Here is a 16,773-nt window from a genome sequence, read left to right as displayed (position 1 = left end):
CGTATAATTTTATTTATTAAAGTATAACATCAAATCCTTAACTTAACCTTACCAGGCAGGAATGGCTGCATCGCCAAAAATCTCCTGAGCCTTTTTCCTGACTTCCTCTGAGTTAAGGGCTTTTACAAAGTCCTTAAGTTGTTCTTTTTTGGGACTGTTTCGCTTGATGACGACGATATTGGCATAAGGAGAGTCCTTGTTTTCCAGAAACAGTGCATCTTGCGATGGCTTAAGTCCTGCCGGAAGGGCGAAATTGGTGTTAATTACAGCGGCATCAACATCTGATAAGACTCTTGGCAACTGGGCTGCATCCAGCTCTTTAAAACGAAGTTTTTTAGGGTTATTTGTAATGTCTTTGACGCTTGCCGTGTGACTGTCTTCACTTAAACCAATTAATCCTGCTTGTTCCAGCAGAATGAGGGCTCTGGCTTCATTACTCGGATCATTGGGTATGGCTATGGTGGCGTTGTCAGGAAGCGCTTTTAAGCTGCGGTATTTTTTTGAATAGATACCCGTAGGATAGACAAAGGTTTTGCCGATAGCCACAAGATCATAGCCATGAGCTTTCTTGGCTGCTTGTAGATAAGGCAGATGCTGATAGACATTGGCATCCAGACTGCCATCCTGTAAGGCTTCATTTGGCAGGTTATAATCACTGAATTCAACAATTTTAATGGTAAGGCCATATTTTTTATGAGCTATCGCTCTTGCTGCTTCAACGAGCTCAGTTTCGGGCCCGGCTATGGTGCCAATGACTAAAGTATTGGGTGAAGGTTTGCTGCAGGCTATTAGGCTAAGGACTAATAGTAATAAACTGATAATACGCATTTAAATCTCCGTAAATATTAATATCTCACGTTACGCAGCTTCGTCTTTTTTGCATCTTTTGGTGCATTTTGGAATTTTAAATGCTCATTTACTCCATGTAAACGGCACTTTAAAATTCTAAAATGCATCCAAATTTTCTAAAAAATACTGTACCGCATAATATGAGTTAATGAGTAAAACGACGTGCCAAATGATCTCCCGCCTTTTGAATCAACTGTACAATGATAACGAGAATAAAAACGGTCGTCAGCATGATCATGGCATCAAATCGTTGGTAACCATAACGAATCGCCAGATCACCTAAACCTCCTCCGCCAACAGTTCCCGCCATGGCTGAGTAATTCACCAGGGTAATGGCTGTTACCGTGGCGGCCTGAATTAATCCGGGCAAGGCTTCGGGCAATAAAATATAACGGATCATTTGCCAGCTGTTCGCTCCCATGGAATACCCTGTTTCAATTAAACCGGCAGATAATCCTTGATAAACATTGTCCACTAGACGGGCAAACAGAGGAGTTGCACCTAAGGTTAAAGGCACCATGGCGGCATTGGTGCCAATGGATGTACCAACAATGAAACGAGTGAAAGGGATTAAAGCCACCAAAAGAATAATAAAAGGAATAGAGCGGGTCACATTAATAAGACCGGATAACAGCCGATAAACATTCGGGTTAGGTTTGATACGGGCTGAGCTGTGAAGCCAGGTGCCCAAGGGTAAACCCAGAGCAACGGCGAAAAAAGTGCTGGCAAAGACCATATAAAGGGTCTCTCCGGTGGCAATCAACAATTCAAATAACATCATCTGTGACATATCCTAAAATCTCCACACTAATCCCAGCCTCTTCACATTTTTTCTTGAAAGCATCAAGCAACAGGGAACTGGCGTTAAGTTCAACCACAAGGACACCACAGGTAATGGTGTCAAAACGATCAATATTAGCCAGTAGAATATTAATATTGATGTCGAGTTCACGGCTAGTTTGACTGATAAAAGGAACAGTGGCTTCTTCCCCCTGAAAATAAAGACGTATTAATGGTTTTTCCGTTGGAAAATGAACTATTTTACTGGCCAGACCGGGTGGAAGCTCAGGACTGATATGCGAAAGGAGTAGACTTCGAGCCACACTGTTTTTATCAGTAAAAGCATTTGCCAGAGCGGTGGATTCAATGACGCTGCCTTTTTCCATGATGGCTAATCGATGGCAAATACGCTTGACCACTTCCATTTCATGGGTGATGAGAACAATGGTAATGCCATAAAGTTCATTGATTTTTTTTAGCAGAGTCAATATGGCGTTGGTGGTTTCGGGATCCAAGGCGGAAGTTGCCTCATCACAAAGCAGAATTTTGGGGGAAGTACTCAATGCTCGGGCAATGGCAACTCTTTGTTTTTGACCTCCACTAAGTTGAGAAGGGTAAGCATTTGCTTTATCACTTAATTCAACCAGAGGAAGAAGCTCATCGATTTTTGTTTTGATGTCTGTTTCAGGCATTGCCTGGATACGCATAGGCAAAGCAATATTGTCATACACGGTTTTGGAATGCAGTAGATTAAAATGCTGGAAAATCATGGACATCTTATGCCGGGCTTGGCGCAGCTTCCTCTCGCCTAGGCGGGTAATATCTTCTCCATCGATGACCACTTCTCCTTTATCAGGATGTTCAAGGAGATTTATGGAGCGAAGTACAGTGGATTTACCAGCACCGGATTTCCCTATAATGCCAAAAATTTCTCCTTCCTGAATAAATAGATTTATATTTTTCAGTGCCGGATGACCAGCAAAGGATTTGGAAAGTTCATGCAGTTCAATCATTCAATATTCCTGAGATACAGCATGCGGAGGCGGGAAAGAGGGATTATTACTGCCCGCTTTAGCCGAGTTTACAAAAGAAGCGTTTCTTTTGAGCGCCCGCAAGCTGAGTGTTCAAATCGGCGCAAGAAATAATTATACCTTAGTGATGGATGATAATTCAACTTCTTATTTTATTTACTCATGTTACGCAGCTTCGTCTTTTTTGCCTCTTTGGACGCATTTTGGAATTTCAAATGCTCATTTACTCTGGACTTTAGCCATTTTCAAGTAAAGGAAAGCAATAGATTAAAGACCTTGGAAGCGCACCGTTATATTTATCAAAGTCGCTTTAAATCGATGACTTGAGAAAATAGAATGGCACGAATTACCGCGGCATCGACCGCGGTAATTGTAAGTTACAAAAAATTATATAATGGCCATTAAGAGAGTAGCCCCTTATTGTAAAAATAAAGGGCACGGGCGTGAGCGACCGTCGCGGAATAGGTTTTAACAACCGTCTGGATCAAGGTACTCTAGCCCTGCTCTCGAAACGTTTGAATAGTTGAAAGGACTCTGATTAAAGAACGTCCGCTTACAATCCTAAACAATAAAATTTCGAGGCGCGCATGTCATTATACAGTAATTATATTGGTATCGATATTGGAAAAATTTCTTTTGTTGTAGCGATGTATGGCTCAAAAAAGATATACGAATATGAAAATAATCCGACAGGTATTAAAGCGTTTATAAACGATTTCAAGAGTAAATTAAAATATGCTTTAACTGTATTAGAAACGACAGGCGGTTATGAGATGCAATTATTGCTCACTTTGTGTGAGTCAGGGTTTGCAGTACATCGAGCTAATACACGTAAGGTCAAACGATTTATTCAATCTTATGGCAATGAGGCAAAGACGGATAAACTGGATGCCCTCTCATTGGCTTTATATGGGTATGAGCGAGCACAACGACTAGAACTATTTACTCCTCAATCAACAAAAGCCCTTGCCTTATTTGAGTTGGTGCAGCGTCGTAATGATTTAAAACAAATGCTTGTTGCAGAAAAGAATAGATTAAAAGCTCCTCGCGCGGACATCATCAAAGCGAGCTGTAATGCAATGCTCGAGGTGCTTAATAATCAAATCAAGACCATTACAGATGAAATAAATACCTTGATAGAGGCTGACTCTGTGTTAACTCATGTTACGCACAATCGACTTTAACGAGCCATATTTTTTAACTCCTGCATAGCAATTTGGTTAGCCCTGAGTATTAATTTGTACTTGATGGCAAAGTGATTCAATTTTGTCTTTATTTTCATCATTTCCAGTTTGCAGTATGCAATGATTGCGGCAAAGATATGGTTGGATTGTGTTTTAACCGTACGGGTTGGAGACTTGTTCAGGCTTGCATTTTGTTTAATTGACTTGTGATACTCTTCAATCCGCCACCGTTTCTGGTACACTTCATAAAGACGTTCGGCACTGCTGGTCATGTCATTAGAAACGAGATAGAGAACCCCTGTAGAACCATTTTCGTTTTTGAAAATTTTCTTCAAAAGCCTCACTGGGAAGTCTAATCCCTTGAGATAGACTGTGTGGGCTATGTCCTCTTCAAGCTCTAATTCTCTGACTTTTGTGTACCGTCCGTTGTTGGCGTCGTTTTTGGATAAAGCTAAGGTTCGATTAGATTTAATCCCAATAATAAACGATTTTTGAAGGTCATTATGGATGTAAGCCATATTGGCCTTCGAGCCAAACCAATTGTCCGCAAGTACAAAGTCAAACAACACATGATTACTAACCGCTTGTGCGATAAGCTTGCGAAAAAGTTCATTTTTAGTCGTGGATGACTTTCTGCGAGCTTGCCTTGTTTCAATGTCACAAAAAGCAACGTCTTTTTTGATAACTTCATAACCAACAGGAACACTGAAGTCACCATACCGAACCATGCAGGTCAGGATATTAATCCCTTTGACCACATCACCTTTAGCATGGGAATAATGCCAACAATTAATTTCATTCTCATCCGTGTAAGGCTTCTCCTCAATCGAGTCATCCAATAAAAGAACACCGTCTGATGCTTCACTCTCCCTGACTGACTTCTTGACATAATTCCAGAGCGCTTTGGAACCAAAATCTTGTAGTCGTAAAAATCGTGTCACCTTGTCGTGAGCAAATTCACCATCCAACATCTCCGATAAACCTGTAGCTGTTGCATATTTATTCTGGCAAATCAAATAGTCACTATAAATATCAAGCATATCCATTAAATCTTCCTCCCTAAAAATCAGGGATGAAATTTTAATTAAATTTCAGGGAGCAGCAAGGTTTAGTGCGTAACATGAGTGTTAAGAGAAAAAAAAGCTATTCTAAAAACTATTCCCGGCATAGGGGATATCATTGCTAATGAGCTTCTTGTCTTATTACCAGAATTAGGTTCCTTAACGCGACGTAAAATTGCTTCGCTTGCTGGCCTTGCACCAAAGGCAAATGATAGCGGGCAGTTTAGCGGTTATCGGTGTATTGGTTATGGCAGATGTGGAATTAAGCCCATATTATTCTTAGCTGCCATGGCTGCAAGAAATTCAAATTCTAGCTTAAAATCTTTCTACAATCAGTTAATTTCTTCCGGAAAGAAAAAGATGGTAGCTTTAACTGCTTTAATGCGAAAAATCATTGTTATTGCAAATGCCAGAATAAGAGATTTTAATTCGGGATTATTTTGTGCATGATGATAGATTAATTAAATTTAAAAAACGGTTAAGACATAGTTGATCCATGCGAAGCTCCGTATGGACCCCCGCTATCAAGTAGTGGGGATTCAATCCCTAAAAAATGGCTAAAGCAGAGTTACTCCATCTTCTAAAAATACGGTGCTGTGTAAAATGCGTTATTAAGTCCTTAGTTCATCACGATTTTTAAAATATTCCAAGGCTTCGGGATTAGCTAATGATTCCACATTTTCAATCGATTCCCCGTGAATGATTTTTCTTACGGCAACTTCTACGGTTTTACCACTGATGGTACGGGGGATATCTTTTACCTGAAGAATTTTTGCCGGCACATGCCTTGGAGAGGCATGTGTGCGAATGGTTTGACGGATGGTAGTGATTAATTCATCGCTTAATTCAATCCCTTCTTTTAATTTTACAAAAAGGACAACGCGGACATCATCTTCCCAATTCTGGCCTACAACCACACTGTCTAACACTTGCGGAATTTTTTCAATCTGGCGATAGATTTCCGCTGTTCCTATACGAACGCCTCCAGGGTTGAGGACCGAGTCAGAGCGGCCATGAATAATGAGGCCATGATGCTTTGTAATTTCTGCAAAATCACCATGAGCCCAGACGTTAGGGAAGCGAGCAAAATAAGCCTTTTTATACCTGGATTGATCAGGATCATTCCAGAAACCCATTGGCATCGAGGGGAAAGGTTTGGTGCAAACCAGCTCTCCATGCGTTTGTCGTACGGAACGGCCTTGCTCATCAAAAACCTCAACTGCCATTCCTAATCCTGCACATTGAAGTTCACCGCGATATACAGGTAAGATAGGATTGCCTAAAGCGAAACAGGAAATAATATCCGTTCCTCCAGAAATAGAACAAAGCTGTACCTCTGGTTTGAGCTGCTGGTAAACATAATCATAATTTTTGGGTAAAAGCGGCGAGCCGGTGGATAAAATACAGCGTAAACCATCAAGTCGGTATTTGTCTTTGGGTTTTATTCCCGTTTTTTCAATGGCGGAAATGAATTTTGCACTGGTTCCAAAAACGGTGATTTGTTCATCTTCAATCAATTGAAACATTCGTCCTGCGTCAGGAAACGTTGGAGAGCCTTCATACAAGGTAAGCGTTGCTCCTAACGACAATACAGAAACCATCCAGTTCCACATCATCCATCCACAGGTGGTATAGAAGCAAAGATTATCTCCTTCTTTTATATCCGTATGCAGACCCAACTCTTTCATATGTTGAAGGAGTGTCCCTCCTGCGCCATGAATGATGCATTTGGGTTTTCCTGTGGTTCCTGAGGAGTAAAGAATATACAAAGGATGGTTGAAGGGCAGGGAAGTGAACTTAAGTGAGCTGGATGTCTTTTTAAAATCTTTCCATTCGACGATGGAGGATGAAAGCTTGCCTAAGATTTTTTCTCCTACGAATGGGATAAGAACAATGTCTTTTAGACTGGGTATGGCTTCAGCTATTTGTTTGATTTTTTCTGTGGCCGAGTGAATTTTTCCCTGGTATTGATGGCCATCGCAGATAAAGAGTAACTTAGGTTCAATCTGCCCCAGACGATCAATGATGGCCTGGGCTCCAAAATCAGGTGAACATGAAGACCAGATGGCGCCGAGCGAGGCTGTTGCAAGCATGGCTATGACTGTAGCGGCAATATTAGGCAAAACAGCCACCACGCGATCGCCTTCTTTAATACCTCGGCTTTTAAGTCCTGCTGCACATTCAGCCACTTCCTTGCGCAGTTGCCGGTAGGAAAAAACTTGACGGTGGTTGTTTTCGTCAATGGAGATGAGTGCCGGGTAATCATCATTTCTTGATAATAGTTTTTCAGCAAAATTGAAGCGGGCCCCGGTGAACCAACGGGCATTGATCATTTCATCAAAAGGATGAAGGATTTCATGAGGGGACGTGTCAAAAGAAAAGGAAAAAAATTCATATAAATTTTGCCAGAAGCGCTCCGGATGATGTATGGACCATTCATGTAACTGATGATAGTTTTCAAAAATTAAGTCATATTTTTGTTCAATAAAACGCATGAATTGCCACATTTGGGTTAATTCAGGATGATTGGGTTTCCAAACGATATTTGACACTGTCATGCCTCCTTTCATTAGCAGGGATTGGCCAGTAAAGCATTGGCGACTTTGGATTGATTTTTTCGACCAAGAATCTGACACATCATTTCACCGGCTGCGACAATTTTAAAAATGTCCACGCCCGTTTCAATGCCCAGTCCGTGCATTAAATAAAGAACGTCTTCTGTGGCCACATTGCCGCTGGCACCTCTGGCATAAGGGCAGCCTCCAAGGCCGGCTACAGAGCTGTCAAAGCGACTGATTTGATATTCAAGTGAAGCATATATATTTGCTATAGCCTGCCCGTAAGTATCATGGAAATGCATGATCAGACTCTCGCAAGGCAATTGTTTCAAAATAGCATCAAGCAGCAGTTTGGTCTGCTTGGCTGTGCCTACACCGATGGTATCTCCGAGAGATATCTCATCAACTTCCAGCGCCAATAAACGATCCACCACTTGGCTGACTTGTGAAGGAGATATGGCTCCTTCATAGGGACAGCCAAGGACACAGGAAACATAAGCTCTGACTTTCATCCGGTGTTCTTTAGCTATTTTGATGACGGGCAAAAAACGCTTGATGCTTTCTTCAATGGAACAGTTGATGTTACGTTGATTAAATTCTTCACTGGCGGCGGTAAACACAGCAATTTCTTTAACTCCCGCATTTAAGGCACTATACATGCCACGCTCATTCGGCACTAAGGCCGAGTAGCGCACGTCTTCCTCTTTTTTGATTGCTCGGAATACTTCTTCACCATCAGCCAGTTGAGGAATAGCTCTTGGAGATACGAAACTTGTGACTTCAATATGTTTTAAACCCGATTCACTCAGCAAATTAATGAAAGCCACTTTTTTTTCAGTGGGAACAAAGGAAGATTCATTTTGTAAGCCATCTCTCGGGCCTACTTCTGTAATCGTTACATGCTGTGGATAGTCCATTGTAACCCTGCGTTATTCCTGCGGCGCTATCTCTTCAAGGGTGAGCAATTCTGCGCCTTCTTTGACTTGTGAGCCTACATTATAAAACAATTTTGTTAATATGCCATCGGAAGGGGCATGAATGGTATGTTCCATTTTCATGGCCTCAAGTACAATAAGACGCTCACCTGCCTTAACGGCTTCTCCAATGTTTTTTAAGATAGCAACAACAGTCGCTGGCATAGGTGAAGTAAGCTGCCCTTTTTGTTGACTTGCATGAGCATCAAGGGATTTCCAGTTATACTGTTCTACCATGATCTGACCCATCTCATCGTAGATGTGCAGAATAGTCTCCAAATCTTCAATGTCAGCACTTAGTTTTTGTTGACCGTCATCGAGTGTTAATTGATTCTTTTCATATTGAATGTCATAAATAAAAGATTGATCGTTTAAAGTTAAGTTAAAGCGTTGTGAATGAAGAGGTGTTATTTTTAATTCAATATATTTTTGACCAATGGTATATTTCCAGTACCATGGATTGGATAGATTCATGTGCCAGCCAAAGCTGTCGCGGTATAAAGGATCATCGAAATTCTGAAACGTTTTAAAGTAGTCGTATGCTGCTGCTAATTTAAGTGCTTTTTCTTCATCAATGTGAGGCAGATCAATTTTTTCCTTTGATAAGAAATTCGTGCTTAATTTGCCTTTGATAAATGATTTGTTTTTACAAACGCCCTTTAAGAAAGGTATATTGCTTTTAACGCCGCCTATATGATAATGATCAAGAGCTCGTTGTAAACGTTTTAATGCTTCATCGCGATGACTGCCCCAGGCAATGAGCTTCGCTATCATTGGATCATAATACATGGAAATATCTGAACCCTGTTTTATACCACTATCAAGGCGTATGCCTGTGCCTTGCGGTTCTTTGAGAAAACGGATTTGACCCGTTGAGGGAATAAAATTCTGCCATGGGTCTTCTGCATAAATCCGGCATTCAATGGCATGGCCATTCCTTTGAATATCCTCTTGCTCACAAGGAATCGGCTCATTAGCGGCTATGCGTATTTGCCAGTCAACAAGATCAATGCCTGTGATCATCTCAGTGACAGGATGCTCAACCTGTAACCGGGTGTTCATTTCCATGAAGTAAAATTGTTCATCCTGATTGAGCAGAAATTCAACGGTTCCAGCTCCGCGATAATCAATGGTCCGGGCGACCTCACAGGCGGCTTTGGCCAGATTTTCTCGTAAGATGTCGGATAGATGGGGTGCAGGAGCTTCTTCAATGATTTTTTGATGGCGTCTTTGAATGGAACAGTCTCGTTCAAACAAGTGAACAACCTTGCTGTGGTTATCTGCCATGATTTGTATTTCTATATGCCGAGGGCTCACAATAAATTTTTCAATAATAATGGTATCATCAGCGAAACTGGCTTTGGCTTCTCTGCGGGCAGCGGCGAGAGAGGAAGAAAAATCTTCTTCATTCAGTACCGTTCGCATGCCCTTGCCTCCTCCACCGCTGGCTGCCTTTAACAATACCGGGAAACCAATGTTTTTAGCTGCCTGAAGCAGACGTTCATCGGACTGATCGCTGCCATGGTAGCCGGGGGTCAGCGGAACGGATGTTTTTTCCAGCAACTGTTTTGCAAGTTGTTTGGATGCCATAGCTTCCATGGCTTTTATGGAAGGCCCAATAAATACGATATTTGCTTCGACACAGGCTGAAGCGAATTTAGGATTTTCAGATAAAAAACCATAACCTGGATGAATCGCATCCGCTTTTGAGTTAACAGCCGCTTTAATAATGGCCTCGATGTTCAGGTAACTGGAAGTAGCCGATGCTTCTCCAACGCAATAAGCGCTATCAGCCTGCCTGACATGTTCGCTGTCTTTATCAGCTGTAGAGTAAATGGCAATGGAATAAATACCCATATTTTTCAAAGTCTTGATAATACGGCAAGCGATTTCTCCACGATTGGCAATTAAAATCCTGTTAAACATGGCTGTCTCTATTTCCAGTTAGGTGTTTTTTTATTAATAAAGGCATTCAGACCATCTTGACCTTCTTGTGAAACTCTTTTTCGCGCAATAAGTTCGGCAGTATAGTTGATAAGTTCTTTTGTAATTTCTTTGTCAGCGACCGTACTTGCTAATTGTTTGGCTTCACCGACGGCTGCAGGGGCATGATGGGCAATTTTATGGGCGTAGGCGAGGGTAAAATCATGAAGCTCATCCTCTAAAACACAGTGTTGTACCAGGCCCAGTTCTTTTGCCCGTTTAGCATCAAAAATATCAGCCGTCATGAACAAGTCTTTGGCGGCACGCTCACCAATGGCTTTGACGACATAAGGACTGATAACTGCAGGAATCAAGCCAAGTTTGACTTCAGAAAAACAGAAGCGGGCATTGTCTGCAGCAATGGCAATATCACAGGCAGCTGCGAGTCCTGCTCCACCACCATAGGCTGCGCCGTGTACCATGGCAATGGTGGGCTTTATACTTTTATATAATGTGTGCATTAGCTCAGCAAGAACCATGGCATCGGCAATATTTTCCTCCTCATTATACAGGCTCATGCGCTGCATCCATTCCAGATCGGCTCCAGCAGAAAAATGTTTACCGTTAGCTTTGAGAATAATGGTGCGAACATGAGGATTTTTGATGGCATCGCTAAGAAGAATCTGCAATTCATTTAGCAATTTGTCATCAAAGGCGTTATGTTTGCTGACACGATTTAAGGTGATCAGGCAGACTTTATCGTCAATATCTGTTAACAGATCGCTCATTTGCTTTCCTTACATACGAAATACACCAAATTGCGTAGGGCAACTTACACTGTTTAATGCTGCTGACAAGGATAAACCCAATACCCTGCGAGTATCGCGAGGGGCAATCACGCCGTCATCCCAGAGTCTCGCACTGGCATAATAAGGATTCCCCTCCGTTTCATATTTATTGCGCATGTTATCCTTGAAACTGGTTTCTTCATCCTCTGACCATGTTGTACCCTGTTTCTGGTGCTTGTCACGATTGATTTGGGCAAGAACATTAGCTGCCTGTTCTCCTCCCATTACAGAAACACGGGCATTTGGCCAGGACCAGAGAAAGCGGGGGGAATAAGCACGCCCACACATGGCATAATTACCTGCACCAAAGCTGCCCCCGACAATAACGGTGAATTTAGGAACATTAGCATTGGCCACTGCCATTACCATTTTAGCGCCGTGTTTGGCGATGCCGCTGGCCTCATATTTACTTCCGACCATAAAACCGGTAATGTTTTGCAAAAAAATTAAAGGGATACGGCGTTGGCAGCATAACTGAATAAATTGCGCGCCTTTCAATGCACTGTCACCGAAAAGAATACCATTATTGGCAATGATGCCGACAGGATAGCCGTATAAATGGGCAAAGCCACAAATAAGCGTTGTGCCAAAAAGGGCCTTAAACTCATCAAAATCAGAGCCGTCCACCAGGCGTGCAATGACTTCACGCATATCAAAAGGTTTGCGGTGATCAATGGGTATTATACCGTTTAATTCATCGATATCGTAAGCAGGTTCACGGGACTCAATGCGGTTTAAGAATTCTGTTTTTTTGCGGTTAAGCTGACTTACGGCAACGCGAGCCAGATGCAAGGCATGCTCATCATTTTCGGCGTAATGATCCGCCACACCTGATTCCCGGCAATGCACATCAGCGCCACCTAGTTCTTCAGCTGAAATGACTTCACCGGTAGCCGCTTTAACAAGCGGAGGACCTCCAAGAAAAATGGTGGCTTGATTTCTGACCATAATGGATTCATCGGCCATGGCTGGAACGTAGGCCCCTCCTGCCGTACATGAGCCCATAACCACCGCAATTTGAGGAATATTGAGGGCGGACATATTGGCTTGATTAAAAAAAATACGGCCAAAATGATCTCTATCCGGAAAAACTTCAGCTTGTAAAGGAAGAAAAGCACCGCCTGAATCTACAAGATACACACAGGGCAAATGGTTTATTTGGGCGATTTCCTGAGCACGCAAATGCTTTTTAACGGTTAAAGGATAATAGGTGCCACCCTTAACCGTGGCATCGTTGATCACGATCATGCACTCAGTGCCGGAAATACGGCCTATACCTGTAATAATACCGGCAGCGGGCAGGGGGGCATCGTATACTTCATAGGCGGCCAGTTGAGATAACTCAAGAAAAGGACTGCCGGCATCCAGCAAATATTGTAATCGCTCACGTGGCAGGCGTTTTCCATGTTTGATGTGTCGGCTGCGGGCTTTCTCATCGCCACCCTGGGCAATCTTTTCAATGCTTTCCTGCAGATGGTTCACCAGTTTTAACATGGCTTTTTCGTTAACTTTAAATTCATGACTTTCAGTGTTGAGCTGACTGATGATTTTAGCCATTAGCGATCCTTAGCGAATTAAAACATTACTTAATACAATGACCAGCCAGAGCAGCCAGGTTAACTCCATGAAGTAGGGCATACGGCCTCCTTTTACTGCACGATAGGCCAGTGCTGGAAGAGCAGCAATGAGTACAGGCAGAAAAATCAGAACAATCACTTTACGTGTAAGAAGTCCTATATGACTCATGCTGAAAACCGAAGTCATCTTGACGCTGATGTAGGTGAAAAAAGTGTCGATATACACGACAAGCAAATGAAAATATTTTGCGAATATCACAACCAGAATACTTAATATTATATAAATAAGTGCTTGTCTTAACATGAAATGACCTTTTGTTATCTAACTATTCAACACAGTTCAGTGAAAAAGCCAAATTTGACTTGAAATAAATCACGCTTAAATCTGGCTTTTCCCTCGAGATTTTGAATTGTGATGAATAGATACTTATTTTCAATTTCTCGATAAGTTATCGTTTTGCCGTTATCGCGATGTTCGATTTTTCGAATCCCCGTGGCTTGCCCCATAGGCATCCCGGGGTTTTGGCTCGAATGTCTCAAATATATACTGCTCAGGCCAAGCTCATTCGCTGCTTTAAAAAAAGCCGAACATCGCGCCAAATTATAACATTTCAATAGCAACTGCTGTTGCTTCACCTCCACCGATACATAAAGAGGCTACACCTCGTTTTTTATTTTTCTGTTTTAAGGCATTCATCAGAGTTACAATAATCCGTGCACCGGAGGCACCAATAGGATGTCCCAAGGCACAGGCACCGCCATGAATATTAACCTGTTCTGGATTTAATTCAAGTTCTTCCATAGCTGCCATGGTAACGACGGCAAAAGCTTCGTTAATTTCATAAAGATCCACATCATGTGGATTCCAGCCGGCTTTGTTCAATACTTTACGGATTGCTTCTACCGGTGCGGTAGTGAACCATTCAGGCTCCTGGGCATGGCTGGCGTGAGCAATAATTCTGGCTAACGGCGTTATGCCCCGTTGCGCAGCATTTTCTTGTGTCATAAGAATGAGACTGGCTGCTCCATCTGATATTGAACTTGAATTTGCAGCAGTAACCGTGCCGTCAGCCTGAAAAGCAGGGCGTAATTTGGAAATTTTTTCCAGCTTGGAGGGGTTGGGTCCTTCATCGCTATCTACAGTGATTTCACCTTTTTTGCCGCTTATTGTAATAGATACCATTTCATCAGCAAAAGTACCGTTTTCATTAGCTTGTATGGCACGTTTCAGTGAACGGATAGCAAATTCATCCTGTTGTTCACGGCTAAACTGGTATTTGCTGGCTGTTTTTTCGGCAAAATAACCCATTAAACGACCGGGTTCATAAGCATCTTCCAGACCGTCAAGAAACATATGATCCTTCATTTCCCCATGTCCAAGACGATATCCGGCACGTGCCTTAGCCAGTAAATAAGGTGCATTACTCATGCTTTCCATTCCACCGGCCAGAACAATATTTGCTGTACCTGCTTTAATGAGATCATGACCCAGCATGACGGCTTTCATCCCTGAGCCGCACATTTTATTGATGGTACTGGCACCGACAGAGCTTGGGATTCCTGCCTTTATGGCCGCCTGTCTTGCAGGTGCCTGACCTATTCCTGCCTGTAATACGCAACCGCTGATCACTTCATCAACATCTGCGCCGTTAATATGGGCCTGTTGCATGGCCGCTTTATTAGACTTTGCGGCCAGCTCAGGGGCAGAAAGGGAAGATAAACTTCCAAGCATAGCCCCCATGGGCGTTCTTTTGCCAGCGACAATGACTATTTCATTTGCATCCATTTTTTCTTATCCTTATACTGTTTCGTTAAAAAGTTCACGTCCAATCAACATACGCCGGATTTCCGAAGTACCCGCACCAATTTCATAAAGCTTGGCATCACGTAAAAGACGTCCCGTCGGGTATTCATTAATATACCCGTTACCTCCCAAAATCTGAATGGCTTGTAATGACATTTGAGTGGCTTTTTCGGCAGTATAAAGTATAGCACCTGCTGCATCTTTTCGACTGACCATTCCCTGGTCACAAGCTTTAGCTACCGTATATAAATAAGCACGGCAGGCACATAGCTCGGTATACATATCTGCGAGTTTACCCTGAATGAACTGAAATTCGCCTATTGGCTGATTAAATTGTTTTCGTTCATGAATGTAAGGAAGCACAACATCCATACAGGCTTGCATAATACCGATGGGGCCAGCCGCAAGGACAGTTCTTTCATAATCCAGTCCACTCATCAATACTTTGACACCCTGATTCACATCGCCCAATATGTTTTCTGAGGGGATTTCGCAGTTCTCAAAAACCAACTCACAAGTGTTAGAACCTCGCATGCCGAGCTTATCGAGTTTTTGTGCGGTACGAAAGCCAAGGAAATCCTTTTCAACAATGAATGCCGTTATGCCTTTACTTCCTGCCTGCTTATCCGTTTTGGCATACACTACCAGGACATCAGCATCGGGTCCGTTGGTGATCCACATTTTCGTGCCGTTAAGAATAAATTTATCATTAGATTGTTCAGCCTGTAATTGCATGCTGACCACGTCTGATCCGGCATTGGATTCGCTCATGGCTAATGCACCAATGTGTTTTCCTTCAACCAGTTTAGGTAAATATTTTTCTTTTTGAGTCTTTGTACCGTTAAGGTAAATTTGATTTACGCACAAATTGGAATGTGCGCCATAGCTTAATCCAACGGAAGCAGAAGCTCTGGAGATTTCTTCCATGGCAATGACATGAGCGAGATAGCCCATGTTAGCACCGCCATATTCTTCGCCAACGGTGATACCTAAAAGGCCTATCTCGCCTAACTTAGGCCATAGATGACGGGGAAAGCTGTTTTCAATATCGATTTGTGCTGCGAGAGGAGCGATTTCATGTTGGGCAAATTCGTAGGTCGTATCTCTCAGCATGTCATAGGTTTCGCCAAGCTGATAATTTAAAGAAGTGTACATTTTTGATTCCATAGCGTGTATTCGGTTGTATTAAACTATACTTATTCAGTGTGATCTTGCAACCAGAATTTAATATTGAATTTCATGTAACATAAATAATTCTAATGAAAGAAGGACGCGCTTTAGGCTGGTTTGTTTGGTCATAAAGAAAGTATTAATGTTCTCTGTGTCGAACTTGAACTTAGCTTAACTATATTTAAAAAAATAATTAAAATTATGCGGGATTCGTGTACACTGCGATAAAAAGAGATTCTATTAATGAGCTTAGAATATTAATTGGAATAAGTTAGTTGGACAGGAGAAGTTGTATGCGCAAATTAGTACTTTGGGGGCACACTCCTGAAGAATATCAGGAAATGTTTGATTTGACAAAAGAAGAAATGAATTCCTCCATTTTGGAATTTGGCTGTGGTCCGAGTGCTGTGAATGTTCTGCAATCAAAGGCTGGGCATAAAATAGTAAGCTGTGATCCTCTATTTACTCTTGATAAGGATACTTTATATTCAAAAACAGCTTTAATTTTTGCGGACATGGTGGAACAGGTTATGTTGGCAAAAGATCATTTTGATTTTTCATATGAGGGGAGCCTGGAAAAGCTGATTGCTAAACGACGACAGGGAATGGAAGAGTTTTTCGCTGATTATAAAAAAGGAAAAAAAGAAAAGCGGTATATCGGGGTGACAGAATATACATTACCCTATGGTAATCATGCCTTTGATTTTGCTCTAAGTTCCCATTACTTATTTGCTGAACTGGATAATCAGGACGTTGATTTTCATATACAAGTGATTTGTGAATTGGCGCGGGTTGCCAAAGAGGTCCGCGTTTTTCCTTTAATTGACAGGACCGGCCAGACTTCATCGATGCTGGGACCAGTGCTTCTTGCTTTGCAAAAGGAAAATTATGGAGCTGAAGTTCGTCAGGTGCCTTATCATTTACAAGCTACAGGGAATGCGATGTTAAGGGTCTGGGCGCAGGAATGCAAATTGGAAAATAAATAATCAGCTGCTGTAGAACTCAAAGTGTACA

General features: G+C 42.1%; 14 protein-coding genes and 2 pseudogenes. 3 read left to right on the top strand and 13 right to left on the bottom strand.

Translation table 11 applies throughout. The annotated features are described in order from the left end of the window. Positions 1-48 precede the first annotated feature (48 nt). The 3 genes from E4T55_RS02615 to E4T55_RS02605 form a co-directional block, all read right to left on the bottom strand. Positions 49-828, bottom strand: a complete 780-nt coding sequence (locus E4T55_RS02615) for a MetQ/NlpA family ABC transporter substrate-binding protein (RefSeq protein WP_058501157.1) — start codon at positions 826-828, stop codon at positions 49-51. Between the two features lie 166 nt (positions 829-994). Continuing rightward, a complete protein-coding gene (locus tag E4T55_RS02610; RefSeq protein WP_058501156.1) occupies positions 995-1,639 on the bottom strand; it encodes a methionine ABC transporter permease in 645 nt (214 codons plus the stop codon). Next, the gene (locus E4T55_RS02605; protein ID WP_058501155.1) at positions 1,617-2,642 is read right to left on the bottom strand and encodes a methionine ABC transporter ATP-binding protein; all 1,026 of its coding nucleotides are present in this window, start codon (positions 2,640-2,642) and stop codon (positions 1,617-1,619) included. Before E4T55_RS02605 ends, E4T55_RS02610 begins: the two co-directional genes overlap by 23 nt. Positions 2,643-3,247: 605 nt before the next feature. Here E4T55_RS02605 and E4T55_RS02600 point away from each other — a divergent pair. After that, positions 3,248-3,820, top strand: a pseudogene (locus tag E4T55_RS02600) (IS110 family transposase); the annotation flags it as partial. Positions 3,821-3,840: 20 nt separating this feature from the next. On the opposite strand, the gene E4T55_RS02595 reads toward E4T55_RS02600, so the two are convergent. Further along, positions 3,841-4,890: an IS701 family transposase gene (locus E4T55_RS02595; protein WP_115325247.1), complete on the bottom strand. Its 1,050-nt coding sequence runs from the start codon at positions 4,888-4,890 to the stop codon at positions 3,841-3,843. Positions 4,891-4,968: 78 nt separating this feature from the next. On the opposite strand from E4T55_RS02595, the pseudogene E4T55_RS02590 reads away from it, so the two are divergent. Further along, positions 4,969-5,355, top strand: a pseudogene (locus E4T55_RS02590) (transposase); the annotation flags it as partial. Between the two features lie 161 nt (positions 5,356-5,516). On the opposite strand, the gene E4T55_RS02585 reads toward E4T55_RS02590, so the two are convergent. The 9 genes from E4T55_RS02585 to E4T55_RS02550 all read right to left on the bottom strand — a co-directional run bounded on the left by E4T55_RS02585 (position 5,517) and on the right by E4T55_RS02550 (position 15,744). Continuing rightward, positions 5,517-7,457: an acetoacetate--CoA ligase gene (locus tag E4T55_RS02585; RefSeq protein ID WP_058502497.1), complete on the bottom strand. Its 1,941-nt coding sequence runs from the start codon at positions 7,455-7,457 to the stop codon at positions 5,517-5,519. 17 nt (positions 7,458-7,474) lie between these two features. Next, positions 7,475-8,380 carry a hydroxymethylglutaryl-CoA lyase gene (locus E4T55_RS02580; protein WP_058502496.1) on the bottom strand — a complete coding sequence of 302 codons (906 nt, stop codon included), beginning with the start codon at positions 8,378-8,380 and terminating at the stop codon, positions 7,475-7,477. A gap of 12 nt (positions 8,381-8,392) precedes the next feature. Beyond that, positions 8,393-10,363 carry an acetyl/propionyl/methylcrotonyl-CoA carboxylase subunit alpha gene (locus E4T55_RS02575; protein WP_058502495.1) on the bottom strand — a complete coding sequence of 657 codons (1,971 nt, stop codon included), beginning with the start codon at positions 10,361-10,363 and terminating at the stop codon, positions 8,393-8,395. Between the two features lie 8 nt (positions 10,364-10,371). Beyond that, on the bottom strand, positions 10,372-11,148 hold the full coding sequence (locus E4T55_RS02570) for an enoyl-CoA hydratase-related protein (protein ID WP_058502494.1): 777 nt from the start codon (positions 11,146-11,148) through the stop codon (positions 10,372-10,374). 9 nt (positions 11,149-11,157) lie between these two features. Continuing rightward, a complete protein-coding gene (locus tag E4T55_RS02565) occupies positions 11,158-12,765 on the bottom strand; it encodes a carboxyl transferase domain-containing protein (RefSeq protein ID WP_058502493.1) in 1,608 nt (535 codons plus the stop codon). Positions 12,766-12,774: 9 nt separating this feature from the next. Beyond that, on the bottom strand, positions 12,775-13,089 hold the full coding sequence (locus tag E4T55_RS02560; RefSeq protein ID WP_058502492.1) for a hypothetical protein: 315 nt from the start codon (positions 13,087-13,089) through the stop codon (positions 12,775-12,777). A 26-nt stretch (positions 13,090-13,115) separates the two neighbouring features. Beyond that, positions 13,116-13,292, bottom strand: a complete 177-nt coding sequence (locus E4T55_RS15170) for a hypothetical protein (protein ID WP_165475164.1) — start codon at positions 13,290-13,292, stop codon at positions 13,116-13,118. Positions 13,293-13,386: 94 nt separating this feature from the next. Continuing rightward, the gene (locus tag E4T55_RS02555) at positions 13,387-14,571 is read right to left on the bottom strand and encodes a thiolase family protein (RefSeq protein ID WP_058502490.1); all 1,185 of its coding nucleotides are present in this window, start codon (positions 14,569-14,571) and stop codon (positions 13,387-13,389) included. 12 nt (positions 14,572-14,583) lie between these two features. Then, positions 14,584-15,744, bottom strand: coding sequence for an isovaleryl-CoA dehydrogenase (locus E4T55_RS02550; RefSeq protein ID WP_058502489.1), 1,161 nt, complete (start codon positions 15,742-15,744; stop codon positions 14,584-14,586). 308 nt (positions 15,745-16,052) lie between these two features. Here E4T55_RS02550 and E4T55_RS02545 point away from each other — a divergent pair, with 308 nt between their 5' ends. Next, on the top strand, positions 16,053-16,745 hold the full coding sequence (locus tag E4T55_RS02545; protein ID WP_058502488.1) for a hypothetical protein: 693 nt from the start codon (positions 16,053-16,055) through the stop codon (positions 16,743-16,745). Positions 16,746-16,773 lie beyond the last annotated feature (28 nt).

This window comes from Legionella israelensis (assembly GCF_004571175.1).
In the GTDB taxonomy this organism is placed as follows: Bacteria; Pseudomonadota; Gammaproteobacteria; order Legionellales; family Legionellaceae; genus Legionella_D; species Legionella_D israelensis.
The sequence above is the reverse complement of the archived record's forward strand: the minus strand, read 5'-3'. Positions and strand labels throughout refer to the sequence as shown.